29 protein-coding genes and 1 tRNA gene are annotated in these 26,186 nt (G+C 64.5%); 18 read left to right on the top strand and 12 right to left on the bottom strand.

What is annotated here, in order from left to right; all coding sequences use genetic code 11:
* The first annotated feature begins 19 nt into the window (after window positions 1-19).
* The 7 genes from ACP7BL_RS13850 to ACP7BL_RS13820 all read left to right on the top strand — a co-directional run bounded on the left by ACP7BL_RS13850 (window position 20) and on the right by ACP7BL_RS13820 (window position 7,911).
* Window positions 20-250 (top strand): hypothetical protein, encoded by a 231-nt coding sequence (locus ACP7BL_RS13850; protein ID WP_299112576.1) that lies wholly within the window; start codon window positions 20-22, stop codon window positions 248-250.
* On the top strand, window positions 247-429 hold the full coding sequence (locus ACP7BL_RS13845) for a hypothetical protein (protein WP_426258605.1): 183 nt from the start codon (window positions 247-249) through the stop codon (window positions 427-429). Before ACP7BL_RS13850 ends, ACP7BL_RS13845 begins: the two co-directional genes overlap by 4 nt.
* On the top strand, window positions 404-685 hold the full coding sequence (locus ACP7BL_RS13840; RefSeq protein ID WP_426258604.1) for a hypothetical protein: 282 nt from the start codon (window positions 404-406) through the stop codon (window positions 683-685). The genes ACP7BL_RS13845 and ACP7BL_RS13840 overlap by 26 nt, the downstream gene beginning before the upstream one ends.
* A gap of 167 nt (window positions 686-852) precedes the next feature.
* Entirely contained in the window at window positions 853-2,376 is a 1,524-nt protein-coding gene (locus ACP7BL_RS13835) for a pyridoxal phosphate-dependent decarboxylase family protein (RefSeq protein WP_299112570.1), read from the top strand.
* A 10-nt stretch (window positions 2,377-2,386) separates the two neighbouring features.
* Window positions 2,387-3,640, top strand: a complete 1,254-nt coding sequence (locus tag ACP7BL_RS13830; RefSeq protein ID WP_299112567.1) for an ATP-grasp domain-containing protein — start codon at window positions 2,387-2,389, stop codon at window positions 3,638-3,640.
* A complete protein-coding gene (locus ACP7BL_RS13825) occupies window positions 3,637-5,148 on the top strand; it encodes a hypothetical protein (RefSeq protein ID WP_299112564.1) in 1,512 nt (503 codons plus the stop codon). Before ACP7BL_RS13830 ends, ACP7BL_RS13825 begins: the two co-directional genes overlap by 4 nt.
* A 186-nt stretch (window positions 5,149-5,334) precedes the next feature.
* Entirely contained in the window at window positions 5,335-7,911 is a 2,577-nt protein-coding gene (locus ACP7BL_RS13820) for a hypothetical protein (protein WP_299112562.1), read from the top strand.
* A 58-nt stretch (window positions 7,912-7,969) separates the two neighbouring features.
* Here ACP7BL_RS13820 and ACP7BL_RS13815 read toward each other — a convergent pair whose 3' ends face one another.
* Window positions 7,970-9,073, bottom strand: a complete 1,104-nt coding sequence (locus ACP7BL_RS13815) for an FAD binding domain-containing protein (protein WP_426258603.1) — start codon at window positions 9,071-9,073, stop codon at window positions 7,970-7,972.
* Window positions 9,073-10,194, bottom strand: coding sequence for an MFS transporter (locus ACP7BL_RS13810; RefSeq protein ID WP_299112636.1), 1,122 nt, complete (start codon window positions 10,192-10,194; stop codon window positions 9,073-9,075). The genes ACP7BL_RS13815 and ACP7BL_RS13810 overlap by 1 nt, the downstream gene beginning before the upstream one ends.
* A 464-nt stretch (window positions 10,195-10,658) precedes the next feature.
* Here ACP7BL_RS13810 and ACP7BL_RS13805 point away from each other — a divergent pair, with 464 nt between their 5' ends.
* Complete coding sequence (locus tag ACP7BL_RS13805) at window positions 10,659-11,849, top strand: acetyl-CoA C-acyltransferase (RefSeq protein WP_426258602.1); 1,191 nt, start codon at window positions 10,659-10,661, stop codon at window positions 11,847-11,849.
* A 63-nt stretch (window positions 11,850-11,912) separates the two neighbouring features.
* On the opposite strand, the gene ACP7BL_RS13800 is transcribed toward ACP7BL_RS13805, so the two are convergent.
* Window positions 11,913-12,806, bottom strand: coding sequence for an HpcH/HpaI aldolase/citrate lyase family protein (locus ACP7BL_RS13800; RefSeq protein ID WP_426258601.1), 894 nt, complete (start codon window positions 12,804-12,806; stop codon window positions 11,913-11,915).
* 202 nt (window positions 12,807-13,008) lie between these two features.
* Between ACP7BL_RS13800 and ACP7BL_RS13795 the strand changes: the two genes are divergently transcribed.
* On the top strand, window positions 13,009-13,980 hold the full coding sequence (locus ACP7BL_RS13795) for an SPFH domain-containing protein (RefSeq protein WP_033965968.1): 972 nt from the start codon (window positions 13,009-13,011) through the stop codon (window positions 13,978-13,980).
* Window positions 13,977-14,426 (top strand): NfeD family protein, encoded by a 450-nt coding sequence (locus ACP7BL_RS13790; RefSeq protein ID WP_426258600.1) that lies wholly within the window; start codon window positions 13,977-13,979, stop codon window positions 14,424-14,426. Before ACP7BL_RS13795 ends, ACP7BL_RS13790 begins: the two co-directional genes overlap by 4 nt.
* Before the next feature lie 14 nt (window positions 14,427-14,440).
* Here the strand turns inward: ACP7BL_RS13790 and ACP7BL_RS13785 are convergent, their stop codons facing one another.
* Genes ACP7BL_RS13785 through ACP7BL_RS13775 form a run of 3 tightly spaced genes read right to left on the bottom strand, consistent with a single transcriptional unit; the run spans window position 14,441 to window position 16,918 of the window.
* On the bottom strand, window positions 14,441-14,770 hold the full coding sequence (locus ACP7BL_RS13785; protein ID WP_033965966.1) for a hypothetical protein: 330 nt from the start codon (window positions 14,768-14,770) through the stop codon (window positions 14,441-14,443).
* Between the two features lie 37 nt (window positions 14,771-14,807).
* A complete protein-coding gene (locus tag ACP7BL_RS13780; RefSeq protein ID WP_126846380.1) occupies window positions 14,808-15,263 on the bottom strand; it encodes a hypothetical protein in 456 nt (151 codons plus the stop codon).
* Window positions 15,264-15,310: 47 nt separating this feature from the next.
* On the bottom strand, window positions 15,311-16,918 hold the full coding sequence (locus ACP7BL_RS13775) for a phosphoenolpyruvate carboxykinase (protein WP_126846379.1): 1,608 nt from the start codon (window positions 16,916-16,918) through the stop codon (window positions 15,311-15,313).
* A 178-nt stretch (window positions 16,919-17,096) separates the two neighbouring features.
* Here ACP7BL_RS13775 and ACP7BL_RS13770 point away from each other — a divergent pair, with 178 nt between their 5' ends.
* The 7 genes from ACP7BL_RS13770 (at window position 17,097) to ACP7BL_RS13740 (ending at window position 22,342) form a co-directional block, all read left to right on the top strand.
* Window positions 17,097-17,804, top strand: coding sequence for a response regulator transcription factor (locus ACP7BL_RS13770; RefSeq protein WP_010402796.1), 708 nt, complete (start codon window positions 17,097-17,099; stop codon window positions 17,802-17,804).
* Window positions 17,773-19,377, top strand: a complete 1,605-nt coding sequence (locus tag ACP7BL_RS13765; RefSeq protein ID WP_426258599.1) for an ATP-binding protein — start codon at window positions 17,773-17,775, stop codon at window positions 19,375-19,377. Before ACP7BL_RS13770 ends, ACP7BL_RS13765 begins: the two co-directional genes overlap by 32 nt.
* Complete coding sequence (locus tag ACP7BL_RS13760; protein ID WP_033965963.1) at window positions 19,374-19,799, top strand: HPr kinase/phosphorylase; 426 nt, start codon at window positions 19,374-19,376, stop codon at window positions 19,797-19,799. Before ACP7BL_RS13765 ends, ACP7BL_RS13760 begins: the two co-directional genes overlap by 4 nt.
* On the top strand, window positions 19,799-20,737 hold the full coding sequence (gene rapZ, locus ACP7BL_RS13755; RefSeq protein ID WP_185867584.1) for an RNase adapter RapZ: 939 nt from the start codon (window positions 19,799-19,801) through the stop codon (window positions 20,735-20,737). The genes ACP7BL_RS13760 and rapZ overlap by 1 nt, the downstream gene beginning before the upstream one ends.
* A gap of 13 nt (window positions 20,738-20,750) precedes the next feature.
* Window positions 20,751-21,158, top strand: coding sequence for a PTS sugar transporter subunit IIA (locus ACP7BL_RS13750; protein WP_033965982.1), 408 nt, complete (start codon window positions 20,751-20,753; stop codon window positions 21,156-21,158).
* Window positions 21,158-21,430 (top strand): HPr family phosphocarrier protein, encoded by a 273-nt coding sequence (locus tag ACP7BL_RS13745; RefSeq protein ID WP_126846376.1) that lies wholly within the window; start codon window positions 21,158-21,160, stop codon window positions 21,428-21,430. Before ACP7BL_RS13750 ends, ACP7BL_RS13745 begins: the two co-directional genes overlap by 1 nt.
* A gap of 108 nt (window positions 21,431-21,538) precedes the next feature.
* Window positions 21,539-22,342, top strand: a complete 804-nt coding sequence (locus ACP7BL_RS13740) for a TrmH family RNA methyltransferase (RefSeq protein WP_033965960.1) — start codon at window positions 21,539-21,541, stop codon at window positions 22,340-22,342.
* An 11-nt stretch (window positions 22,343-22,353) separates the two neighbouring features.
* Here ACP7BL_RS13740 and ACP7BL_RS13735 read toward each other — a convergent pair.
* The 5 genes from ACP7BL_RS13735 to ACP7BL_RS13715 form a co-directional block, all read right to left on the bottom strand.
* Window positions 22,354-22,430, bottom strand: a tRNA-Arg gene (locus tag ACP7BL_RS13735).
* A gap of 35 nt (window positions 22,431-22,465) precedes the next feature.
* Window positions 22,466-22,930, bottom strand: coding sequence for a DUF1178 family protein (locus tag ACP7BL_RS13730; RefSeq protein WP_137902297.1), 465 nt, complete (start codon window positions 22,928-22,930; stop codon window positions 22,466-22,468).
* Complete coding sequence (locus tag ACP7BL_RS13725) at window positions 22,927-23,748, bottom strand: carbon-nitrogen hydrolase family protein (RefSeq protein ID WP_033965958.1); 822 nt, start codon at window positions 23,746-23,748, stop codon at window positions 22,927-22,929. The genes ACP7BL_RS13730 and ACP7BL_RS13725 overlap by 4 nt, the downstream gene beginning before the upstream one ends.
* The gene (gene grxC, locus ACP7BL_RS13720) at window positions 23,745-24,002 is read right to left on the bottom strand and encodes a glutaredoxin 3 (protein WP_033965957.1); all 258 of its coding nucleotides are present in this window, start codon (window positions 24,000-24,002) and stop codon (window positions 23,745-23,747) included. The genes ACP7BL_RS13725 and grxC overlap by 4 nt, the downstream gene beginning before the upstream one ends.
* Window positions 24,003-24,060: 58 nt before the next feature.
* Entirely contained in the window at window positions 24,061-24,786 is a 726-nt protein-coding gene (locus ACP7BL_RS13715; RefSeq protein ID WP_426258598.1) for a ComF family protein, read from the bottom strand.
* Between the two features lie 44 nt (window positions 24,787-24,830).
* On the opposite strand from ACP7BL_RS13715, the gene ACP7BL_RS13710 reads away from it, so the two are divergent.
* Window positions 24,831-25,679 (top strand): class I SAM-dependent methyltransferase, encoded by an 849-nt coding sequence (locus tag ACP7BL_RS13710; protein WP_426258597.1) that lies wholly within the window; start codon window positions 24,831-24,833, stop codon window positions 25,677-25,679.
* Here the strand turns inward: ACP7BL_RS13710 and ACP7BL_RS13705 are convergent.
* Window positions 25,676-26,125 (bottom strand): YaiI/YqxD family protein, encoded by a 450-nt coding sequence (locus ACP7BL_RS13705; protein ID WP_171010433.1) that lies wholly within the window; start codon window positions 26,123-26,125, stop codon window positions 25,676-25,678. The two genes, ACP7BL_RS13710 and ACP7BL_RS13705, sit on opposite strands and share 4 nt — an antisense overlap.
* Window positions 26,126-26,186 lie beyond the last annotated feature (61 nt).

The following is a 26,186-nucleotide window of genomic DNA, read 5'->3' as shown; positions in this document are numbered from 1 at the left end:
CGCGCGGGTCCCATGTTTTATGGTGCTCGGCAAGTTGGGATACGCCAAGGATGTCGATGGGAGTGAGATCTGCGTGACGCCATTCCTCTCCTTGCATGCCATGCCGACGCGGCGCACCAAACAAACCAACGGCACGGCTTTGAAGGCGGATAAATGGTCCCGCAATCCAGCACCTTCCTCGGTTAGCGCAGGCGTAACCATCAAAATTTCCGCAGGTTTCGCGCTGCCGCCAAATTGCTTCCTAGAATGAAGATGGGGAAGTCGAAGCACTGGCAACGGGAAGTCTGGCATCATGGGCACCTGCACGGGCGTAAGCGCGATATCGTCGGCATCGCCGACCTCTTCGACCGCGTCGAGCAACCAAATGGCGGCATTGCGACAACGCAGGCAGGATTATCTGAAAATGATGACGGCCGCCCAATCGGGTGACGTTACGGCGGCGAAAACGGCGTATGCCCGCTTGACCGCCAACCGCACGCCCCCCGCCAAAAGCCCGCTCGCCGCGCTCGGCGCAACGCTCCAGAGCGGCGACGCCGCGGCAATCAAACGCGCCGCAGAGGTGTTGCAGCAAGCGCGGGACGCTCAGACCAGCATCTCGGCCGATCCGAATGCGCCACCACCGCCAAAGCCCATCCCCGCCGCCGCTTACGGATCGAGCCAGACCGACATCAATGTTCTCGCGTGATCGCGAGGTCAAACGCCTTTCCCGAACGGGCAAAGGGCTGATCCGGACCATGCCGTGCTGATCTTGCACACCATGCCTTGGCGGCGCGGCTGTGGAAGGTCGGGCCCGGACGCCGCATCCCCTTCCGCCGCTGCGCGACTTGGTGCAGCAGAAGCGACGCTGTGGTAATGTTCGATCCCGCCGTTCCGGTCGCGTCCGATTGTGAGGAGTCAACGCGCCCCGACGTGGAAACCGCGCGCGCCCTGCGTCGCGCGCCGACGTCGCTCGATCCGGCAGAGTGGTCGAGCCTGCGCGCACAGGGGCACCAGATGCTCGATGACATGATCGACCATTTGGAAGGGCTCGCGCGCAAGCCCGTGTGGCAACCGGCCCCCGCGCACATCCGCGCTGCGGCGCACGAAGCGCTGCCGCTGGCCCCGACCGATCTCTCGACTGTGCACGCGACCTTCATGGACGCGATCCTTCCTTATACAGGCGGCAATCTGCATTCCGGCTTCATGGGATGGGTGCAGGGTGCCGGAACCCCGGTTGGCATGCTGGCCGAGATGTTGAGCGGCGGCCTCAACGCCAATCTGGGCGGGCGCGACCACATGCCGATCCTGATCGAGCGCCAGATCCGCGACTGGGTGCGGGAGATTTTCGCCTTTCCGGAGAGTGCCGATGGCCTGTTCCTGACCGGAACGTCGCAAGCCAATTTCGTCGCGCTGCTGGTCGCGCGGACGCGCACTTGCGGCGCGACTGTGCGGCAAAGCGGCGTGGCCAAGGCTCCGCGTCTGATCGCTTATGCGTCGAACGAAGTTCATGGCTGCGTTCCCCGGGCGCTGGAAATGGCCGGGCATGGCTCCGACGGGCTCACCCGCGTCGCCACCGATGCTGCGGGGCGGATCGATGTGGCCGCGCTCCGCGCGTTTATCCGGGCCGATCGCGCCGCCGGGCTGACGCCGTTCCTGCTGATCGGCACCGCCGGTACGGTGAATAGCGGCGCGATCGACGACCTGGATGCCCTGGCGGACCTTGCCGGCGAAGAAGGTGTGCACTTCCATATCGATGGCGCGCTCGGCGCGCTTGGCATGTTGTCGCCAGAAATCGCGCCGCTGCTGCGGGGGATTGAACGCGCCGATAGCATGGCGTTCGATTTCCACAAATGGGGGCACGTCCCCTACGATGCCGGCTTCCTGCTTGTCCGCGAAGGCGCATGGCTGAAAGACACCTTCGCATCGCCCGCGGGCTATTTGACCCGCGCCGAGACCGGCCTCGCGGCGGGCGGGGACTGGCCATGCGATATCGGCCCCGATCTTTCGCGCAGCTTCCGGGCGCTCAAGACCTGGTTCACGCTCAAGACCTACGGGACCCAGGCATTGGGCGCGGCCATGGCTGCGAACTGCCAGTTGGCCCGCGTATTGGCTGCGCGGATCGCGGCCGAACCCGATCTGGAACTTCTGGCTCCCGTCGCGCTCAACATCGTTTGCTTCGGTTACGCGCCCGACGGCGTTGGCGGGGATGGCGCGATCAACCGTGCGATCGTCGAGGATCTGCACAATGCCGGTCGCGTCGCACCGTCCCTGACGCTGGTGAAGGATCGGCCCGCGATCCGCGCCGCTTTCGTCAATCACCGCACCACCGCAGATGACCTCGACGCGCTTGTCGAAGGAGTATTGCGGTTTGGCGCGGGCCATTCTTCGCGGCGCTGAGGATATATCGATGCCAGTCAACCACCCCCTTCTCAACCGGCCCGTAATCGGTCCACGCACCGAGACGCTCGGCATGCATCGCCTTTTGCCAATGGCCTTTGAGCGCCGCGACATGACCGCTTTATGGCAACACACCATCCAGCGGATCGAGGCGGACGTGGGCGACGCGGCAGCGATGATCGATCTGTCGATGATGCTCTATTGCCATTTTCGCGCCGACGAAGCGCGTGCCTTGCTCGATCAGGCCGTCGCACTTCAGCGCGACTTTTGCATCGTCCACGGTGATGGCTCGGGCCTGAAGGTGCTCGCCTTCGTCACGCCGGGCGATTTCATGGCCAACACGCCGGTCGATTTCCTGCTCAACGGTTCCGACGCCGTTCTGTGGCTGCGCTATGTCGATGCCGACACCGCAGATCTGGACGGCCTGCCCGAATATGATGTCGCCTTGCTGGCGATTGGCGAGGCCACCGAGCATCGCGCCGTCCTGGCGCGGATGGCGGAATTATTGCCCACGCTCGGTGGTCCAGTGATGAATGCCGATCCGCGCCGGATCGCGGGGCTGACGCGGGATGACGTCAGCGCGTCGCTTGCGGCCGAGGCGTCGCTGTGCGTCCCGCCAACCACCAAGGTCGATCGGGCGGTGCTCGAATCGATCGGCTCGGGAGCAACCGAACTCGCCGACCATGTCGCGAGCCTTGCCTTCCCCATCATTGTGCGCCCCCTCGGCACGCATGCCGGCGGCGGACTCGATCGCCTGGACTCGCCCGACGCCGCGCTGGCGTATCTCGCCACCGATGAGAGTGCGAAGTTCTTCATCGCGCCCTTTATCGATTATCGCGGAAACGACGGACTGTTCAGCAAACAACGCGTGGTGTTTATCGGCGGCAAGGCGTTCCCCAGTCATTTGGCGCTCTCCGACCATTGGATCGTGCATTATCTGAGCGCCGGCATGGCCGAAAATGCCGATAAACGCGCCGTCGAGGCGGCATGGATGGAGCATTTCGATATCGATTTCGCTCACCGGCACGCTGCTGCGTTCGCCGCGCTCAATCGTCGGATCGGGCTCGATTATTTCGGGATCGACTGTGCCGAATTGCCCGACGGACGACTGCTGATTTTCGAGGTCGATGTCGCCATGCTCGTTCACGACATGGATGACGGGGAGACGTTCCCGTACAAAAAAGTGGCGATGCAGAAGCTTTTCGACGCGTTCGTCAGCTATGCGGGCGCGTTGCGAGGGGTCGGCTATGAGTGCGCCGCGTGAGCGCCCTCGATTTACTGCACTTGCTCGTCAGCGGCGGGGATGAGCGGCTTGCGCTCGATCCGCAGACGGGGTGCAATATGTATGGATACGGACCGCGTCCGGCTGCCTCGGAACGCGCGCTAAGCTCGTCCACCGCTTCGTCGATTTCGGGCAGCGCCTTTGCGGCGGTCCAACACTATCACCGGTATCTTCTGGGCGAGAGTGTCGCGCGGGGAGAAACCGCTGTTTATCAGGCGGAATGTGACGGTCTCCGCGCCAGCCTGCTCGATTGTATCGGATGTGCGGCATCGTCAGGGGTCGAGGTCCTGCTATCACCCTCCGGCACCGATCTGCACTTGCTGGCGACGCTTTTGTTTCGCCAGCCGGACGCACCCCTTTTCACCCTGACGCTCGAGCCGAGCGAAACCGGCAGTTCGGTGGCGAGTGCGGCTTCGGGCTCGCACTTCATGGCGCATTCGCCAAGCGGCGCGTGCCGCTTGCCGGGCAGTTCGATTACATCGGGCATAAGCAACGCGACCTTTGCCGTACGGGACGATGCCGGTTGCCTAAGAGATGAAGACGATGTTGAGGACGACATCAACGCCCGTATCGCCGCCGCGATTGAAAGCGGCCACAATTGCCTGGTCGTCGTCACGGATGTGTCCAAGACCGGGTTGATCGCCCCCCGTCTCGATACGGTGTTTCGCCTGAGGGCACGTTATGGCGACCGCATCGATTTCCTGATCGATGGCTGCCAGCTGCGCCTCACACCGGAAACCATTCGGGCCTATCTCGCGCAGGGGTTCGCCCTTGCGATAACGGGATCGAAATTTCTGGGCGGCCCCAGTTTCAGCGGCGCGTTGTTCTGCCCGCCGTCTCTCGCAAAGCGCTGGCGCGACCGCGAACTGCCCCCGCAAATGGCGGACTATTGTGCGCCTGCCGAGCTGCCCTCGGGCTGGCGCGCGCGACAAGCCTTGCCGGACCGCGCCAATTTCGGCCTGCTGTTGCGCTGGCATGCTGCCCTCCATGAGTGGCAGGCGCTGCTGGCCATTCCATCATCCGAGATCGAGCGCACCGTCAGGACGTTTGGGAAGGCGGTGGAGGATCGCCTGCGGCACGATGGTGCCTTCATACCGCTGGCAACCCGCTCGCTTGATCGGCATCCGCTGCTGCCAAGCGGGTCTGATCTGTCTTATGATGCCATGCCGACCATCTTCCCGTTCCTGCTCAATCGGCAGAACGGCATCGGCACCCTCAACGCAGTCGAAACGCGGCATGTCTTTGAGAGAGTTGCGCGAGGCGGTCCGAACGTTCCCGCGATCCGGCTGGGCCAGCCGGTCGCGTGTGGCCTACGCCATGGCGAGAAGGTCGCCGCGCTGCGGCTATGCCTGAGCGCGCGGCTGATTGTCGATGCGTCCGACCGCGAGGGCGGCCTTGTGGCAATCATCAACCACGCCATGAAGGCGCTTGACGGCGTCGCGATGGCGTCTTGTGGATTCAGCGTCGAACGGCGATCGATCGCTGCCTGACGGGCGTTTTGGCTGCGACCGATCGTCCCCCCCGCACGAGCGCTGCTCCATGTGAAATCAGGCCACCGCGCGGGTTCCGCCTGAACGGTTTCCGCGACCGCCACAATTCCGCCAAGGTGCTTGATATAAGATCGTTTTACCAAGGGGTACGCCGCCATTGCGGGTACGCGGCCGTGGGGGAACAGCGTGAAGGCCTCAAGCTGGGCATGGCCATCTTTCGCGCTCGTTTCCGTCGGCCTCGCCGACGTTTCCGAGGCTGCACAAACCCAGCCAGCCCCTGCCGCACCCGCCGACCCGCTGACGCCAGGTTCCATGACGGACCGCGATACAGGTGACATCGTCGTCACCGGGCATCGAACCGCAGGCACTGCCATCGAGACGGTGAAACCGCTTGCCGTGTTCGACAGCGCCGCACTGCTGGCGCTGGGGCCGACAAGCATGGCGGACCTGATGAAACGCCTTAAGGGCGTGGCAACCTCCGCCAATGGCGGTGAACCCGCCATCCTGCTTAACGGTCGACGCGTTTCAGGATTCGGCGTTTTGATGAGCCTGCCTCCGGAATCGATCGAACGTGTCGAGGTCCTGCCCGAGCAGGAGGCCACTCGCTTCGGCTTTCCGCCAACGATGCGGGTGATGAACTTCATCACCAAAAAGCATTTTCGGTCGGTGACTTTGCAGGAACTGGGCGGCACGACCACCGAGGGCGGCGGTGCGACCAACTATGTCGAAGTGAATGGCGCGCGTATCGAGGGGCCGAAGCGGGCCTCGCTCAGCCTCTACTATCTCCATCTCGATCCCCTGCTACAAAGCCAGCGAGCGATCGCGCCAGATCCCGACTCCCTTTTCGCCGTTGGCGGCAACGTCACCGGCGTCGGCGGTGGCAGCATCGACCCTTCGCTGGATCGCCTTGCAGGCCATCCCGTTACCATCGCCGCCGTTCCTCAAAGCGTCGCGGCCCGTCAATCGCTCGACAATTATGTCAATTCCGGCCGGGCGATGACCGATTCCGGTGCCTACCGCACGTTGCAGCAGCGTACAGATACGCTTCACGCCGAAGGAGCCTTCGGGGCACCGCTTGGCAAGAGCGTGGACGGTTCGCTCAACCTTTCCGTTCAGGCAGACCGCAACAGCGGGTTGAGCGGGCTCGCCTCGGGCATCATTCAGGTGCCCGGAGGTACAACGGCGCTGCCCTTTTCCGGGCCAGTACTGGTCTATCGCGCCTTTCCCGGGGCGGTGCTGCACCAGAACAGCTCCATGCTGACCGCGCATGGCGGCCTGACCCTTCAGGGCAGTATCCGACGGTGGTCGTGGAACGTGACCACTAGCTATGACCGCGTATTCTCCCGGGCGGACTCAGAAACGGGTGTTCCACTTGATGCGCTTCAGGACGCGGTCACGGGCGGCGGAGATCCCATGGCAGCGCTCGACGTCGCGAGCGCGGCGCAACGCACCGTCAACCACAGCCGTACCTCGACCAGTACGGTTGCGAGCAAAGCGGTTGTGAATGGCTCGCTCGCCCATCTGCCTGCCGGTGATGCGCAAGTCACGGTTTCTGCGGATTATAGTCGTTCGGTCAGCGGGACCCATGGCAATGGCGAAGCGATCGACCTTGGGGCCGTCAGTCGATCGATCGGCGGAGCCAGTTTCAACACCGTGATACCCATCGCCTCGGCGCAGAACGGTGTGCTGCCCATTCTTGGCCAGTTGACGGTAAACGGCATGGTGGGTGTGTCAGATGTCTCCCGCTATGGGCGGCTGACCAGTTCGAACTATGGATTCACCTGGACCCCGGTGCGGCCCGTGCAGTTGACTGGTTCCATCACCGAAACGCGAACGCCGCCTGCGATCGGCCTGCTCGTCAGCCCCACCTTTACGACGCCGAACACCCCGTTTTTTGATTTTACCGCCGGTGCCAGTGTGCTGGTTTCCACGCTTGTGGGGGGCAACCCGTCACTGATGCCCGAGCGACGGCGAACGACGACGCTGGGGCTTGCGCTACAACCCTTCAAAGACCGGGAGTTCCGCTTCGGGATCGATTTTCTCGACACCACCATCGATAACCAGTCCGCCACGTTGGGAAGCCTGACACCGGACTTTCAGGTCGCGTTTTCAGGGCTATTCCTCCGGGATTTGGCGGGAACCCTGATCAGCGTCGATCTGCGTCCGGTCAATCTGGCGCGCGAGAACGAGAAGAAGTTGCGGATGACGCTGAACCTCCAGACCCCGATTGGCCGCGCCCCACCACCGCCGCCTGCGCCGAACAAGGACGGGCCTCCGGCGAAACCGGCCAAACCGCGCCCGTTCCTATATATAAACCTGACGACCAACTATCGGTTGCAGGATCGTCTGGTCTTGCGGAACGGATTACCATCGCTCGATCTCCTCAATGGAGCGACAATCGACGGGACCAGCGGACGGCCCGAGTGGGATGTTGATGGCACCGTCGGCGGAAATTACGGCCCGTTCAACGTCGGGGTGTATGCCAGACTGCAAGCACCAACCCGCATTCGCAGTGCGTCGGCAGTTTCCGATCTTCGTTTCTCCGCGAAAACCTGGCTCACGCTCTACGGATCGCTCGATATCGCCAAGATCGCCCACCGCCCCTGGAGCAAACAGATGTCGCTCCAGTTCACGGTGGAAAATATGCTGAACGACCGAATCCAGGTGCGCGATCGGACGGGGGCAACGCCCAATCGCTTTCAAGCCGCTTATCTTGATCCGCTCGGTCGGTCCGTCCGCCTGGGTCTTCGCAAATTGTTTTGAAGAGCGCGGCACCTTGCCAGGGCAGGCCTGCTCCCCCGGGGAATGTCACGGCGGCCCTTCACTCCATGAACGTGCCGAGCCGCCGCCCGAAGTCGACGATCGCGTGGCCGATCCGCAGGCGCGCCCGTTGATAGCGCTGCAACGCCGCTTCGATGGGGGCTTCGGCCAATGCGCTTGTCAGCGCCAGCGCATCGCCCGCTGCCTTTGCCACGCCCATCGCCGTGTGCGGGCGCGCCACAAAGGCGCTGTCACCGATGAGTACCAGCCGTCCGCGCGCCATTTTCGGGGTTTCATAATCGAAGATCGCCTGAACGAACGGGTTTGGCTCGGCCAGCAGCGCATCGTGAAACTGCGGCGGAAGCTGCGCCGAACCGGCAGACCGCAGATCAGACTTTGCCGGCTCGGAAAGCTGTCCTGGAGCAAGGGAGAACGCATGAACCTGGCCAGTGCGGTCTGCGAGCGTGCGCTGGAGATCGTCCGCGCGCCGATACCAGACCCAATTGTACCGCCGCATCCCCGGCTCCAATTCACCGTTCGGCCCGGGGACGACATAACCGAGCGCCTGCGATCGATTGCCCGTGTAAAAGGCGAACCGGTCGAGCAGCGTTTGCGCGGCACTGTCGGGAAGCGCGCTTTCGGGGACCAACCCGCGCCAGGCGACATAGCCGGTATAGGTCGCCTGTTGCGCGGTTCCGATCACGGCCGCGCGGACCGTCGACCCGATCCCGTCGGCACCGATGACCAGATCGGCGGTTACGCGCGTTCCGTCTTCGAACTGCACCCATGCCGTGCTGTCGTCGGTTCCTGCCTGCACCGCATCGCGACCGACATGATAGTCCGATGTCGAAAGCACGTCGCGCAATCCGGTATAAAGATGGTCCCAGGAGATTTGCATCTGGGGCGCGGCAACGCGCCCGGTGATGGTGCCATCAAGATCCAGGAAAATGCGCTCGCGCGCCATCACACCGATGGTTGCCAGATCATCAAGCCCAAGCGCGCGAAGCGCGACGAACACCTCTTCCTGCGGAACCAGTCCAGCACCGCGCCCGGCAAGCCCGGCGCGCGAACGCTCATAGACCTGGACATCGTGCCCGGCCTTTCGCAGCAGCCCTGCAGCGAACAGACCTGCGAGCGACCCGCCTACGATCACGATCCGCATCATCAGTGCTTTCTGCGCAGGCTGGCGATCTGCAGCGCGACCGCAACCAGTGCGAACGCGCCGCCAAGGGCAGCGACGGCGTCCCAGCCCCCCGCCTTCCACGCGGTCATCGCGGCGGCCGAGCCGACCGCGCCGCCAAGGAACATCGCCCCCATGAAGATGGTGTTCAACCGCGAGCGCGCTTCCGGCCGCAAGGCGTAGACAATATGCTGATTGGAGACGAGCGCGCTCTGCACGGCGAAATCGAGCAGAATGACGCCGACGATCAAGCCGGCCAGCGAGGTCCACACGCCGAAGATCAACCAGGAAAGCAGCGTCAGCAGCGCGCCAATCGCGATCACCTGGTGCGGCCCGTGGCGATCGGCGATCCGCCCTGCAATCGGTGCCGCAAGGATGCCGACCGCACCAACGACGCCAAAGAGTCCGGCGATTTCGGCCCCAAGGCCAAAGCGCGGTTCCTGCAGCCGCAGCGCGAGGATGGTCCAAAACGCCGTAAACGCGGCGAACAGCAGCGATTGCGTTACCGCCGCCAGCCGCAGCGCGCCGAACTCGCGCCACAAATGGACGAGCGAGCGCATCAATGCTCCATAGCGCAGGGTCGAGTCGGGCTTGCTGCGCGGCAGCGAGAACGCCATCATCGCACCAGCGGACAGCGCCATCGGCAGACCGAGCCAGAACATCGCGCGCCACCCCGCGTGCGTCGCGACGAACCCGGCCAACGTGCGGCTGAGCAGGATGCCACATAACAGCCCCGACATAACGGTGCCGACGGTCGCGCCGCGGCGTTCGGGCGCAGCCAGATGGGCGGCAAACGGAACGATCTGCTGCGCAACCGTCGCGGCAGCACCGACCAGCAAAGAGGCGAGGATCACCAGCATAACCGTCGGGGCAATCGCAGCGGCGACCAAAGCCAGCGCCAGCACACCGAATTGCAGCAGGATCAGGCGCTTGCGCTCGACAAGGTCACCCAGCGGCACGAGCAGGAACAGGCCGACCGCATAACCGAGCTGGGTCGCCGTCGGGATCATGCCGGCCGCAGCGCCCGGAAACTCGCGTTCGATGATGCCCAGCATCGGCTGGTTGTAATAGATATTGGCAACCCCGATCCCGGCTGCGGCCGCCATCGCAAAGGTGGCACCGCGCGTTAACGGGAGGCTCGGCGCGCTGGTCGATTCAGCATCGGCGATCCGCTCCTCCGGGGGGGTACGGCTGGCCCTCTGAATGTCAGTCATCATTCACATCCTGTCGCGGTTCAAGACAGGATTTTACCCAACTCTTGCCCCGCGCGAACCCATACTTACATATGACCTAACTTATTTGTTAATATTCAAAATGTTACGACCATTTTCTTCCATCAGCCCCGTCGGAGAAACGGCGCAAGGGACGCCGCTTCACGATCAGGAAGTCGTGCGGCTGCACCACAATCTCGTCGTCGGGCTGGGCGCAAGCCTGCCGTTAAATCGGCGAAGAAAGCTCGGAAGCTCGCGAAATTTGCCGCGATGTCTGGCAACGCTGCCGCTATGAGCCCATGTCCGATATCGAGAGAATGCCCCTCGCCCGCGCCTTCTGATGTATAAAAGGAAGATCCATGCCTAACGACCCCGTCATCATCGCCAGCTACGCCCGTACGCCAATGGGTGGCTTTCAGGGGGCGCTTTCCGGCGTCACCGCGGTTGAACTCGGCGTGACGGCGGTGCGTGCGGCAGTCGAACGGGCGCAGGTCGACCCGAACAGCATCGATCGGATTTATATGGGGTGCGTGCTCCCTGCGGGCCTGGGCCAGGCCCCCGCCCGCCAGGCGGCGCTCGGCGCGGGGCTGCCCGATTCGGTAGAAGCGACCACGATCAACAAGATGTGCGGCTCTGGCATGCAGGCGACCATCATGGCGACCGAAGCGCTGATGGCGGGCACCGTCGACGTAGTAGTGGCCGGCGGTATGGAGAGCATGACCAATGCGCCGTTCCTGCTGGCAAAACACCGCTCGGGCGCGCGGATTGGCCATGACGTCGTCATCGATTCGATGATGATGGACGGTCTGGAAGATGCCTATGACAGGGGCAAACCGATGGGGGCCTTTGCCGAGGATACCGCCACCGCCTATCAATTTACCCGCGCCGAGCAGGACAGTTTCGCGATCGAAAGCCTGACTCGCGCCAACGCGGCGATCACCGGCGGCGGCTTTGCCGACGAAGTCGTTCCGGTCACGGTCAAGACCCGCGGCGGCGATGTCGTCGTCAGCGAAGACGAACAACCCGGTAAGGCCAAGCCCGAGAAAATCCCCAGCCTGCGCCCCGCTTTCGCCAAGGACGGCACGATCACCGCTGCTACCTCCGCTTCCATTTCCGATGGGGCGGCCGCCCTGGTGCTGACGCGGGCGAGCGTGGCCGAACAGCACGGCCTGTCGCAGGAGGCGCGAATCGTCGCGACCGCGGCACACGCCCATGCCCCGGCTTTGTTCACCACCGCGCCGGTCGCGGCGATCCGCAAAGTGCTGGAGCGCGCCGGTTGGTCGGTCGACGACGTCGATCTGTTCGAGGTCAATGAGGCATTTGCCACCGTGGCGATGATCGCGATGCGCGAGCTGGCCATTCCGCGCGAGAAGCTGAACGTCAATGGCGGCGCGACCGCGCTCGGCCATCCGATTGGTGCCAGCGGCGCGCGGATCATCGCCACGCTGGTCGCGGCGTTGAAGCGGCGGGGACTCGAAAAGGGCGTTGCCGCCTTGTGCATCGGCGGCGGCGAGGCGACCGCAATCGCGGTTGAGCTGATCCACCCGTAAGCCGCGCATCGGCAAGGCCGACGCAAGGGCGCGGGGGCCCGGCGTCGGCCTGATGACAGGCGGTCAGGTCTGCCGCAAAAGCTGCTTTGCGCGCGACAAATGCGGGCGATCGAGCATTCCGCCCTTATACCCGATCGCGCCGACGCCCGGATTGGCGGCGAAGAGATCGACGATCGCCTGCGCCTCGGCGATTTCCTCCGCAGTCGGCGTGAAGGCGGCGTTGATCACGTCGACTTGGGCGGGGTGGATGGCGAGCATCCCGCGAAAACCATCGCGCCGCACCTTTTCCGCCCGCGCTTTGAGCAAGTCGAGATCGCGAAAATCGCCCTGGATCGTTTCGATCGCCGCGACCTCCGCCGCCGCCGCACCGAGCAGGCACAGCGAGCGCGCCAATTCATAGGTGAAGCCATAACTGCCATCGGCGTTGCGATTGTCGCTGGCCCCGATCAAATCGGCCAAATCTTCCGCTCCCCAGGTCAACGCCACGACGCGCGGCGCACCCTTATAGTCGCCGGTGCGGAACATGGCGGCGGCGGTTTCGGTGACCAGCGCGATGACCGGGGTGGACCCTGCCGGGATGCCGTGCGCCGCCTCGAACGCGCTGAGATAATGATCGAGCCGCTCGACATCCTCCCGCCCGTTGACCTTGGGCACCATTATGCCGCCGGGACGGGCAGGCATGATCGCGGCCAGATCGGTAAGCGCAGCAGTGCCGTCGAGCGGATTGATCCGCACCCACAAGCGCGATCGGCCCGCCGCGTTCGCCTGCAAGGCATCGTGAACAACCTGCCGCGCGAGCGGCTTGTTTTCGGGCGTCACCGCGTCTTCCAGATCCAGCAGGACGATGTCGGCCGGACTCGCAATCGCTTTGGCCAGCTTACGTTCGCTATCGCCTGGCGCGAACAACCAGGAGCGCATCGTCAGCACTTCGGGGATATCGGACGGCACATCGCTCATTGTTCAGGGTTTCCCACGGTATCGAAACAGCCAAGTCGCATACGGTGTATGGCCGCGTTTGATAACCTTGCTGCATCGAAGCGAGATCGGGCGATAGGGTGTCGGTGCCACCGTTATATTCCCCTACCCCACCGCGCCCGATCTGCTAGAACAGCGCCACGTCGCGTCCGCGCCCGTGCGGTCGCCGCTCCGGGGGTATTTCATGGCACTCGTCATTGCAGGGCTGCTGGTCGTCGTTGTCCTGCTCTATCTCATGCTCGGCATGAAGGTGGTGCGCCAGGGCTATCAATATACGATCGAGCGCTTCGGCAAGTTCACCGCTGTGGCGCAACCCGGGCTCACCTTCATCGTGCCGCTGTTCGACCAGATCGGTCGCAAAGTGAACATGATGGAGCAGGTGCTCGATATTCCGGGACAGGAGATCATCACCAAGGACAATGCGATGGTCGCGGTCGACGGCGTGGTGTTCTTCCAGGTGCTCGACGCCGCCAAGGCCGCCTATGAGGTGAGCGACCTCTACCTCGCCATCATGCAGCTCGCGACGACCAATTTGCGTACCGTGATGGGATCGATGGATCTCGACGAGACGCTGTCGAAGCGCGATGAGATCAACACGCGGCTGCTGATGGTGGTCGATCATGCCACCGAAAGCTGGGGCGTGAAGATCACCCGCGTCGAATTGAAGGACATCCGCCCGCCTGCCGACATCGTCAACGCGATGACGCGCCAGATGAAGGCCGAGCGCGAAAAGCGCGCGACGATCCTCGAGTCCGAAGCGGCGCGGCAGAATGCGATCAACCGCGCCGAAGGGGCCAAACAGTCGCAGATCCTCGAGGCCGAGGGTCGTCGCGAATCCGCCTTCCGGGATGCCGAAGCGCGCGAGCGCGCCGCCCAGGCCGAGGCGAGCGCGACCAAGGCGGTGTCCGACGCGATCGAGAGCGGCAGCGTTCAGGCGATCAATTATTTCATCGCGCAGAAATATGTCGAGGCGATCGGCAAGTTCGCCACGTCTCCGAATGCCAAGACGATCCTGTTCCCGGTCGAAGCGACTCAGCTGATGGGGACGCTGGGCGGGATTGGCGAGCTGGCGCGCGAGGCGATTTCGGGCAGTCCGACACCGCCGGCTCCCGCTACGCCGCGGCCGCGCGGACCGTTTGAGGACAAGCCGCAATGATGCTGTTCGGCGTGGCATGGAGCGATGGTGCACTGTGGTTTGCGGCGGCGCTCGCGCTGGTCATTGCCGAGATGCTGGCACCTGGCTTTTTCCTGATTTTTCTGGGAGCCGGTACCGCCAGTGTCGGCGTGGTCGCGCTGATCGCGCCGGGCTTGCCGGTGATCGTCCAGGCGTTGATATTTGCGGTGGTGACCGGGGCGCTGGTGGCGCTTGGGTGGCGTTGGTATCGCCAGTCGGACCGGTCCTCGGCCGACCCGCTCCTCAATGATCGCGCGGCCCGACTGATCGGCAAGCGTGTCGTGGTTTGCGAAGCGATCGTCGATGGCGAGGGCCGGGTGACGGTTGGCGATGGCGCGTGGAGCGCAACCGGGCCGGATACCGCCGCAGGCGCGACGGTGCGGATCGTCGGCGCGGATGGCAGCGTCCTGCGGGTCGAGCCCGCCTGACGCTGCCCGTCGCGTTATTTCTTGCCGAAGAAATTGGCGGCGAGCCCTTCGAGTTCGCCAAGCGCGCCCTTGCCAGCGCTCCCAAGCGGACCGTCCAAAAGCGTCGCGAATTGGGCGAGCGCCCCTTCACCGCCGATGTGGCCGATGATCTGCTGCAGCACGTCTACGGGGAGGCCAGTCGTCTCGGCCGCAGTCGTGGCCGTATCGGTCGGCGCGGCATGGGCCTGGCCCAGCGCGGTGATTGCCGATTCGACTTGCTCCGGCGTCAGCCCGACCTTCGCGGCAAGGTTCTTTACGTCGACATTTTCAGTGACTTGGGCGAGCAGTCCGTCGAGCAATCCCATATGTGCATCCTTTCGAGCTGATCCGAGCATAGCAAGATTAGCATGCGCCCGGCAGCGACGCGAGATCGGGCGTGATGAAACCGCGTCGCGCGGCCACCGAAAACAATCGATCGCGCGAATAAAAGCGTAGTGGCCAATCGCGCTGTCCTGCCGGTGATCCAAGCAGGGCGTTAACGCACGCGACCAGCGTCTCCCCGGACGGTCGCGCTGCAACATGGGCGCACACACCACTGAGGTAGGCGCGGGTAATCGTCTCATGATATCCTTGGGTGTCGTCGTTCACCCCGCCGACCGCGACGTTGTAGCTACTTATGATAGCGGCAATTTCGACATCGATGGCGATGTCCGGACGATCGCGCACCAGCCACGTGGTCGCGGCGAGATGCGCCTCATGCGTCCACTCGGCACGCGGCAGGCTGTGGTCGAGCAGCCCCTCCCCGACGCGGCGAATGGCGTCATCGTCGGGGAATGGGCGAAAAGGCAATTGGGTCATCGGATCGGGCTTTCCGGTTGGGCGCGCCCGATCCGAAGACCGGGCCATCAGGCGGGAACGTGAACCTTCGGGGCCGATTGTCGCACCCCTTCATCGACATGATCGGCGAATTGCGCGAAGTTTTCCACGAACAGATCGACCAATTTTGCCGCCGTGGCGTCGTAGGCCGCCTTGTCGGCCCAGGTTGCCCGCGGATCGAGGATCGCGCTGTCCACCCCTGGCACCGCCACCGGCACCTTGAAGCCGAAATTCGGATCGGTGCGGAATTCCACGCCGTTCAGGCTGCCGTCGAGCGCCGCGTTGAGCAGCGCCCGCGTCGCCTTGATCGGCATACGGCTGCCGACGCCGTATTTCCCGCCGGTCCAGCCGGTATTGACCAGCCAGCAATCGACCCCGCCCTTGGCGATCCGCTCCTTGAGCAAATTGCCGTAGACCGAGGGATGCCGCGCCATGAACGGTGCGCCAAAGCAAGTCGAGAAGGTCGCATCGGGCTCGGTCACGCCAATTTCCGTCCCGGCCACGCGCGCGGTGTAGCCGGACAGGAAGTGGTACATCGCCTGTTCCGGGGTCAGCTTGGCGATCGGCGGCAGGATGCCATAGGCGTCCGCCGTCAGCATCACGACATTGCGCGGCACCGGCCCCATATTGTGTTCGGACGCGTTGGGGATGAAGTCGATCGGATAGGCCCCGCGACTGTTTTCCGCGAGGCTCGCATCGTCGAGATCGAGCACGCGCGTCACCGGGTCCATCACCACATTTTCGAGGATGGTGCCAAAGCGTTTGGTGGTGGCGAAGATCTCGGGCTCTGCATCGGCCGACAGGCGGATCATCTTGGCGTAGCAGCCGCCCTCGAAATTGAAGACGGCGGTGTCGGACCAGCCATGCTCGTCATCACCGATCAGCGTGCGGCTGGCATCGGCGCTGAGCGTGGTCTTGCCGGTGCCCGACAGGCCGAAGAATACGGCGGTGTCACCATCCTTGCCGATATTCGCCGAGCAATGCATCGGCATCACGCCCGTCGGCGGCAGCAGATAGTTGAGCAGGCTGAACACCGATTTCTTCATCTCGCCGGCATATTTGGTGCCGCCGATCAGGATCAATTTGTCGGTGAAGTTGACCGCGATGATGGTTTCGCTGCGGCAGCCATGCCGCGCGGGGTCGGCACGGAAGCTGGGCAAATCGATGATCGTGTAATCGGGCACGAAACCGCGCAGTTCCGATTCCTCCGGGCGCACCAGCATCGTGCGGATGAAGCTGTTATGCCAGGCCAGCTCGTTGATCACGCGCACGTTGACGCGGTGCTCGGGCTGCGAACCGCCGAACAGATCCTGAACGAACAGATCCTCCTTGTCCCGCAAGGCGGACAGAAAATCGGCCTTCAGGACAGCGAAATGCTCCGGCGACATCGCCTTGTTGCTTTTGCCCCACCATACGGTGCTCTCGGTTTCGGCATCACGGACGATGAACTTGTCCTGTGCGGAGCGCCCGGTATGCGCGCCGGTTTCCACGACGAGCGGCCCATCGGCCGACAGTTTTCCCTCCCCGCGCGCGATGGCGGACTGGATCAGGCGGGCGGTGACAAGGTTCCAGTGCAGGTTGGCGCGGGTCTCGATGCCCTGGGCCTCCAGCCCTGCGGTCGGGGTACGGTCGCTCATTGCGTGGGGTCTCCTCAATGTCCCATGCGGGCCAATTGACCTCGCATTTTATGCTTTTGCACCGTGGCGCATATCGTTGGCCTTGCCCGCGGTCAAACACGCTCTGTTCAGCGTGCATTGAGGCTGCGCGTGTAATCGATTACGCCGACTCGCGAACGACAAGGATCTATCCCGCCTGATGACGGCAACGATTGCTTTGGTCGATGACGACCGCAATATCCTGACCTCGGTCTCGATCGCGCTTCAGGCCGAGGGCTTTGTCACGCGGGTCTATTCGGATGGCGAGACGGCGCTGAAGGCGCTGATCGACAACCCGCCCGACATCGCGATCCTCGATATCAAGATGCCGCGCATGGATGGGCTGGAGCTGCTCCGCCGCCTGCGCGAAAAGAGCATGTTGCCGGTGATTTTCCTGACCTCCAAGGATGACGAGCTCGACGAAGCGCTAGGCCTGGCGATGGGGGCGGACGACTATATCGCCAAGCCGTTCTCGCAGCGGCTGCTGATCGCGCGGATTCGGGCGATCTTGCGCCGCACCGAAGTTGCGCAGGGCGGCGCGGGCGACGGTGAGGCAACCCCGGAGACATCGCTGGTGCGCGGCCGATTGGCGATGGACACGGCGCGGCACCGCGTTACCTGGAATGGCGATACCGTAACCCTGACCGTCACCGAATTTCTGATCCTGGAAACGCTGGCGCAGCGCCCTGGCATCGTCAAAACCCGCAACCAGTTGATGGACGCGGCTTATCATGACGACATTTATGTCGACGACCGCACCATCGACAGCCACATCAAGCGCGTGCGGCGCAAGTTTCGCCAAGTCGATGCCGACTTCGATGCGATAGAGACGCTTTATGGAGCCGGATATCGATTCTCCGAGGAATAGCGCCGTCAGCATCGATCTGACCCGCGACGAGGAGGATGCGCGCGCCCTGTCGCTGCGCTGGTCGGCGCGCGTTTCACTTACACCCCGCATTTTGTTCGTGAACGTCTTCGCGCTCGCGATGCTCGCTGGCGGCTTCTTTTATCTCGATTCCTACCGCAGCCGCATCGTCGACGGCCGCGTCACCCAATCGATCCGCGAGGCCCGCCTGGTCGCCGAGGCGATCGTCGCGGTACCGCAGAAGCAGCGTCCCGACCTCGCGCTGAAGCTGGCACAGGACATGGGCGCACGCTTGCGGATTTATGACAAGGACGCGAAGCTCATCATCGACACGCGCGCGATGGGACTGCGCAATTTCGTGCTGCAAGACCCCGACAAACAGGATTGGCAGCAGGCTGCAGCGCGCTTTCTGGACGCGGTCATCGACACCGTGGTCGGGGCACCGCGCGCACCACTCTATCGCGAGCGAACCAGTGGAATGGCGTGGCCCGACGTGCGCACCGCGCGTGCCGAGCCGAAGGTCGCCGCGACGGTATGGCGCGCGCCCGATCGCACGCCCGTCATCACCGCCGCCTCGGCCTTTCCGGGCGGCGGCGTGGTGATGAGCACGATCAACGCGCGCGACATCACGCAAACCGTGCGGGTCGAGCGCTTTCGCCTTGGCGTGGTCTTGCTGATCGTCGCGATCGTGTCGGTGTTGCTCTCCCTGTTTCTCGCACGCACGATCGTGCGACCGTTGCGGCGGCTCGCACGCGCGGCGGTGCGGGTGCGGCTTGGGCGCGCGCGCGAAGTGGTGGTTCCGCGCCTGCCCGAGCGCCGCGACGAGATCGGCATGTTGGCGCGTGCGCTCTCCGACATGAGCCTCGCGCTGCGCGCGCGGATCGACGCGATCGAGGCCTTTGCCGCCGACGTCACGCACGAGATGAAAAACCCCCTCGCCTCATTGCGCTCCGCCGTCGAGGGCATGGCGATGGTCAAGGATCCCGCGCTGCAGGATCGTCTGCTGGCGATCGTTCGCGATGATGTCCAGCGGCTCGATCGGCTGATCACCGACATCGCGGAGGCCTCACGCCTGGACGCACAATTGAGCCGCGCGAAGTTCGAGCCTGTCGATCTGGGCATGATGATCATGGCACTGATCGCCAGCCGCGACGCGCGCGGGATCGAGCGCGGCATTCGGATCTGGTTCGACAACAAGCTTGCCGAACCCCTGATCGTGCTCGGAGAAGGCGGGCGCCTGGAACGTGTGCTGGAAAACCTTATCGAAAATGCAGTTTCCTTCTCACCCGAAGGCGGTGTCATCACGATTACGGCGTCGCGCGATCACGACATTTTGACGGTTTCGGTGGAGGACCAGGGGCCCGGCGTTCCGGAAAGCGCGCGCGAGCAGGTGTTTCGTCGATTCCAGTCCTTGCGCCCAGCGGGCGAAGCGTTCGGAAAGCATTCCGGCTTGGGCCTTGCTATCGCGCGCACGATCGTCGAGGCCCACCAAGGGACGATCAATGTCGAGAGTCGTAGCGACGGCGCGGAGGGTGCCCGTCTGGTCGTCCGCCTTCCGGCGAGGAACGCGACGTGAAGCAGATTCGGCTTTATGCAACCGCTGTTGCGATCGGCAGTCACGCGGTGCTGCTGATGGGGCCGTCCGGTTCGGGCAAGTCCGACCTCGCCTTGCGCCTGATTGATCGTGGGGCAAATCTGATCAGCGACGATTACACGATCCTTGAGGTTCGCGACGGTGCGCTGTTTGCCTCGGCTCCAGAAACGATTGTCGGAAAGATCGAAGTTCGCGGGATCGGCATCGTCGCGATTCCGCATATCGACAATGTCGCCGCCGCGCTCGTGGTGCATCTGGGCGGTGCCGTCGAACGGATGCCACTGCGCCAGACCGTAATGACCATCGCGGGGGTCGATCTGCCCGAAACCAAGCTTGAAGCCTTCGAACAATCTGCCCCGATCAAGGTGGAATTAGCGCTGCACCGCGCTACAAAGGAACTATAATGCGTGACCCGAAGGACATTTTGCTCGTCACTGGCATGTCGGGTGCCGGCAAGTCGACGGTGCTCCGAACGCTCGAGGATCTCGGGTGGGAGGTCGTCGACAATTTCCCGCTCCTGTTGCTGGATCGGTTGCTGGACACGCCGCTCCCGAACGGAGCCGGCCAATCAGGCCAGCCGCTTGCGCTTGGCATCGGAGCGCGCACACGGGACTTCGATCCCGAACGGATCGTCCAACGGATCAAGCGGCTGCGGAAACTTCACGGCCACGACATCGGCACCTTGTTCCTGGACTGCGCCGGTAGCGAACTGGAGCGGCGCTATTCGGAAACCCGCCGCCGCCACCCCTTGGCGCTGGACCGCCCAGCGGCGGACGGCATCGCGCGCGAGCGCGAATTGCTGGCTCCGATTCGCCAATGGGCCAACCGATTGATCGACACGACCACGCTGTCCGCCAATGAACTGGCACAGCAGGTCCGCACCACGTTTTCCGGTGAACGGCTGGGGCAACCGACGCTTTCCGTAACCTCGTTCGGCTTCGCCCGCGGCCTGCCCCGCAACGCTGACCTCGTTTTCGATATGCGCTTCCTGCGCAACCCGCACTGGGTGCCGCAGCTGCGCCCCGGTACCGGGCTGGACGCCGATGTCGCCGCCTATGTCGCAGCAGACCCTGCTTATGAATCCGCAGTCGGGCAGATCGAGTCGCTGCTGCTGCTGTTGCTTCCGCGCTACAGAGCCGAAGGAAAATCCTATGTCACCGTCGCGTTCGGCTGCACCGGCGGGCGGCATCGCTCGGTGCATGTGACAGAGCGGGTAGGTGCCAGGTTGCGCGCGGAGGGATTTTCGCCCACGGTCTCGCATCGAGATCTTGACGCTGCTCCCCAGGACTCGCTGGAAGGCGCGCCGGACGAGACGCAAAATAATGGGGCGCGTGTTGCATGAGCTGGGCGGAGCGATGATCGGGCTTGTTCTCGTGACTCATGGCCGATTGGCCGACGAATTTGTGACCGCGATGGAACATGTCGTGGGCAAGCAGGAGCGTGTTGCCACCGTCGCGATCGGTCCGGACGACGATATGGAGGCGCGGCGCAACGACATTGCCGCCGCGATCGCCCGTGTCGATGCCGGGCGCGGCGTCATCCTGCTTACCGATCTGTTCGGCGGCACGCCCTCCAATCTCGCTATTTCGCTGCTCGAACGCGGGCGGATCGAGGTGATTGCGGGGATCAACCTGCCGATGCTGATCCGGCTCGAATCGGCGCGCAAGTCGATGAAGGTCGTCGATGCCGTTGCTGCCGCGCGCGAGGCGGGTCGCAAATATATTTCGGTCGCATCCGAGGTGTTGGGCGAGGCGGCGGCCTGATGGCCGTCAGCCGCAGCGTCCTGATCACCAACAAGCGCGGGCTCCATGCCCGAGCGAGCGCTAAGTTCGTGACGCTGGCGGCGGCGCAACCGTGCGAAGTGCTGGTCGAAAAAGACGGTGCGGGCTCTGTCACGGGCACGTCGATCATGGGCCTGATGATGCTCGGCGCAGCGATGGGCGACACGATCATGATCTCCGCCGACGGCGAAGATGCTGAGACGGCCGTCAGCGCGCTGTGCGACCTGGTCGAAGCCAAGTTCGGCGAGGATTGACCGACCCGCACAGCCCCCGCTTGCGGGCTGCGCTGGCGGAGGGCATGTGGCGGGAATGGACGTCGACATCCCCTGCCTTGCTCCCGCCGCCGCACCGGAGCGCCTGTAATGCCGCGTGAAATCACGGCTTATTCCAACCCGCTGATCAAGCGCGTGCGCTTGCTGCGCGAGAAGCGGCATCGCCGCGAGGAAGGGCTGTTCCTGGCGGAGGGCTTGCGCATCCTGACCGAGGCGCGCGAAGCCGGGCGTATTCCCCAATATTTGTTCTTCGCCCGCGACAGCGCGGCGCATCCGCTGGTGCAGGCGCTGGTCGCCGATGTCGAGGCGGCGGGCGGCGAAGCGATCGAAACGGTGCCCGACATCCTCTCCAAACTGTCGGGCAAGGACAATCCGCAAGCGGTGGTCGGTGTCTTCCCCGAATTTACGCGCGATCTGGCCAGCCTCGATCGCTCGAGCGCGGCGATCTGGCTGGTGGCCGAGCGACTGCGCGATCCCGGTAACCTCGGCACGATCCTGCGCACCGGCGATGCGGTCGGTGCAGGCGGCCTGATTCTGATCGGCGAATGCGTCGATCCCTTCTCGGTCGAAGCCGTGCGCGCAAGCATGGGCGCTTTGTTCACCGTGCCCGTCGTGCAGTGCGAATGGGCGGAGTTCACGCAGTGGTTGCGCAGTGGACCGGGGCAATTGGTGGGGTTGAGCCTCGACACCGACAGCGACTATCGCGCCGCCAGCTACACCGCCCCGACCTTCCTGCTGACCGGCAACGAAGCGCAAGGCATGCCCGATGCTTATGCGGCGCAGTGCGATCTGTTGGTGAAGATCCCGATGCTGGGCAAGGCCGACAGCCTGAATGCGGCGGTCGCGACCGCAGTGATGGCGTATGAGGTGCTGGCGCAAAGCCGGGGTACGTGACCGATTTAGGCTGGTGCCCCCGAGTGGATTCGAACCACCGGCCTGCGGTTTAGGAAACCGTCGCTCTATCCGACTGAGCTACGGGGGCGCCGCGCGCGGTGGTACTGTGCGGCGCTGACGAAATCAATTGACCGTATCGGGTGGAATTACCGGGAACGGCAAGGCCGCGACCGGTACGCCTTCCTCGACCAGCGCCTTCGCCTCGGCCAGGGTCGTTTCGCCGTGGATCGGCGTCGCGGCGGTTTCCCCGACGTGCATCGCGCGCGCGCGATCGGCAAAGGCGCGCCCGACCCATTCCGACTTCTCCAGCGCTTGAGCCTGGGCTTGAGCGAGCGCGTGGAGCGCGGCCTTCATCGTCTCCGGGGTGAGGGCTGGAGGAGCCGCCGCCTCGACGTTTGGCGCCGGAACGCTGCGGCTGTTGCCCTTTGCGCCCACATTCGGGGCCATCACGGCCTTGACGATCTCATCATCACCGCAGATCGGGCACGCGAGCAGGCCTCGCGCCTGCTGATCCTCGAACGCAGTAGTTGAGCCAAACCAGGCTTCGAACACATGCGCCTGACGACAGCGCAGATCGAACACGATCACGCCGATTCGACCTCCGGGATCGCGCGCCGATGCGCCAGCACCGGAATGCGCGCGCGAACATCGGCGACACGCGCCGGATCGATCTCGGCAAAGCCCAAAGCAGCCGTCTCGCCCATATCGAGGACAACCTCTCCCCACGGGTCGATCACCAGCGAATGGCCATAGGTTGCTCGGCCATCGGCATGGACACCGGTCTGCGCGGCCGCGATAACATAGGCCCCGGCCTCGATCGCGCGGGCGCGCAGCAGCACGTGCCAATGCGCCGCGCCGGTCGGACGGGTAAAGGCAGCGGGCACAGCCAGCACGGTCGCGCCTGCGTTGCTCAGCGCACGGTACAGATCGGCAAAGCGCAGATCGTAACAAATCGACAGGCCCAGCGCGCCGACCGGGGTCTGCACCACCACCGCGCCCTCACCGGGTGCGTAGCTTGCGGATTCGCGCCAGCTCTCACCGGTCGGCAAATCCACGTCGAACAAATGCAATTTGTCGTACCGCGCGCGGATTTCGCCATTGTCGTCGATCACGAACGCCCGATTGGCGAGCCGCCCGCTTTCCCCCAATACCGCCAGCGACCCGATATGAACCCAGATGCCGTGTTCCGCCGCTGCGGTACGCACCGCGGCCAGCACGACATCGTCCGCTTCGCTGCGCAAGACCTGTGCGGCGCGCGCGCGGTCCCGATCCAGCAAGCCCGACATTTCGGGGGTGAACAGCATCGTCGCGCCGCCCCGCGCCGCCTCCGCCACCGCCGCGACGAGCGTTTCGGCATTGGCAACGGGATCGATCCCGCTGGTGACCTGGGCAAGCGCGATCTTCATGCCGCGAGCAAGGCGTCCAATTTCCCGGCGCGCTCCAGCGCGGCCAGATCGTCCGACCCACCGATATGGCGATCATCGATGAAAATCTGCGGAACGGTGGTGCCGCCATTGGCGCGCTCGAGCATCTCGGCGCGCTTCGGGCCACCCATCGTAATGTCATATTCCTCGGGCGTGACGCCCTTCGAGGCGAGCAATTTCATCGCGCGCGAGCAATACGGGCAGAAGGCTTTGGTGTAGATTTCGATCTTTGGCATTGCCAAGAAATGTGGGGTGCACTGGTCGTTGTCAATGTCGGGGTCAATGTCGGGCGCATCAATCCGCCGAATCGAGCACCCGCGCCCAGCACAGGATCGTCACCTTTGCCGCGCCCGCGCGCAGCAAGGCGGCGGTGCAACCGTCGGTTGTCGCGCCGCTGGTGTAGATGTCGTCGATCAACACCACCGACTTGCGGCGCAGCTGCGCCTTCGGGTCGATCACGCGGAAAACCCCGGCGACGGCCCGGGCGCGCGCCTTTGCCCCCATCGCGCGCAGCGGTGGCGTGGCCTTGACGCGGCGCAACAGCATCGGATCGTTTGCGACACCGCTCACGCGGGTTAACGCGGCGGAAATCAATGCGGCCTGGTTGAAGCCGCGCGACCATAAACGCCAGCGGTGGAGCGGCACCGGCACCAGCATATCGGCATCGTCCGGCAGCAACCGCGCCATTTGCCGACCGACCGTCTCGGCAAAGGCGGTGCGACCGCCATATTTCAAGCGGAGCGCGACCGTGCGCGCGACATCGCCATAGGCCACCGCCGCGCGCACCCCGGCATGACGCGGGGGATCGGCGATACAGGCCGCACATTGTGCCCCTGCCCCGCGATCATAAGCGAACGGCGCATGGCAGGTTGCGCACCACGGCGGCGCGAGAAAGCGCAGCGCGCCCCAGCACACCGCGCAGAAGCGATGATCTTCCCCCGTGACCGCACCGCAGCCGGGGCAGCGCGGCGGCAGCGCGAAATCGGCGATCAGGCGCAAAGGGGCGAGCCAGGGCGACACGGCCCCCCTTGTCGCCCGACGCCTAGAGCGGCACAAGCCGCGCGATGAGCGTTCCCGACATCTTCGACCGCGCGGCACGCCGCCTCCACCGCGACCGCGCCGCCCCGACCTTCGCCGAGTTCGATTTCCTGCGTGCGGCGATGCTCGACGGGATTGCGGAACGGCTGGCGAGCGTGACCCATCGTTTCACCGACATGCTCGATCTCGGCTGCTTCGACGGGGCCTTGCCCGTTCCAGCGGGGGCAAAGGTCACGCGGTGCGACGCGGGCGCGCTGTTTGCTGTCCAATCCGGCGGGGTGCAGGCGGACGAGGATCGCCTCCCCTTCCCCGCCGAATCGTTCGACCTGGTGGTTTCGGTCGGCGTGCTCGACAGCGTCAACGATTTGCCCGGCGCGCTCACGCTCGTCCGGCGTGCACTTCGACCCGACGGCCTGTTCCTCGCCGCCTTCTGTGGCGCGGGTACGCTATCCACCTTGCGCAGCGTTCTGCGCGAGGCGGAGCGGGATCGCCCGGCGGCGCGGATCCATCCGCAAGTCGATGTGCGCTCGGCGGGCGATTTACTGATGCGCGCAGGCTTCACGCTGCCCGTGGCGGATATCGAGCCGCTGACCGTTCGCTATCGCGGGATCGGCGGGCTGCTGCGCGATTTGCGCGGCATGGGGGCCACCAATATCCTGCGCGACCGCACACCGCTGCGCCGCGATACGCTCGCGCGCGCGGCCGAACTTTTTACTGAGCGGGCCGATCCCGACGGCAAGACGCCTGAGCGATTCGACATTCTCTATCTGACCGGCTGGTCCCCGGCCCCGACGCAACCGCAACCGGCGCGCCGCGGCAGCGCGACCGCCTCGCTCGAAGGCGCGCTGCGGCGCTTTCCGCCGAGCGATGCCTAGCGCGCGAGCCGCACCAGCATTTCGTCGAGCGCCGAGAGGAAGCGCGAACGGTCGGCCTTGGCAAAGGGTGCGGGCCCGCCCACGACATCGCCGCCCGCGCGCAAATCGGCCATGATCGCGCGCACCGCGATCGCATTGCCGATCGACGCCGTGGTGAACGGCTTGCCGTTGGGCGCAAGCACGCTGGCCCCTGCTTTCAAGCAGCGATCGGCGAGCAGGATGTCGTTGGTGATGACCACACTCGCGCGATCGGCACGTTCGGCGATCCAGTCATCCGCCTCATCGAAGCGGTCGCCGACCACGATGCGCGACAGCAATGGATGGGCGGGAATGCGGATCGGGCTGTTGCTGACGATGGTGACGGCCACCGAACGTCGCAACGCGACCCTGTAGATTTCGTCCTTCACCGGACAGGCATCGGCGTCGACATAGATGTGCAGGCTCATACTGTGCGCCTAGGCGAAAAGCCGCGCCGGATCGACAGGAACCCGTCGTGCTGGCATCGGG

Source organism: Sphingomonas sp. DC1600-2 (assembly GCF_049897605.1).
Taxonomy (GTDB): Bacteria; Pseudomonadota; Alphaproteobacteria; order Sphingomonadales; family Sphingomonadaceae; genus Sphingomonas.
The sequence above is the reverse complement of the archived record's forward strand: the minus strand, read 5'-3'. Positions and strand labels throughout refer to the sequence as shown.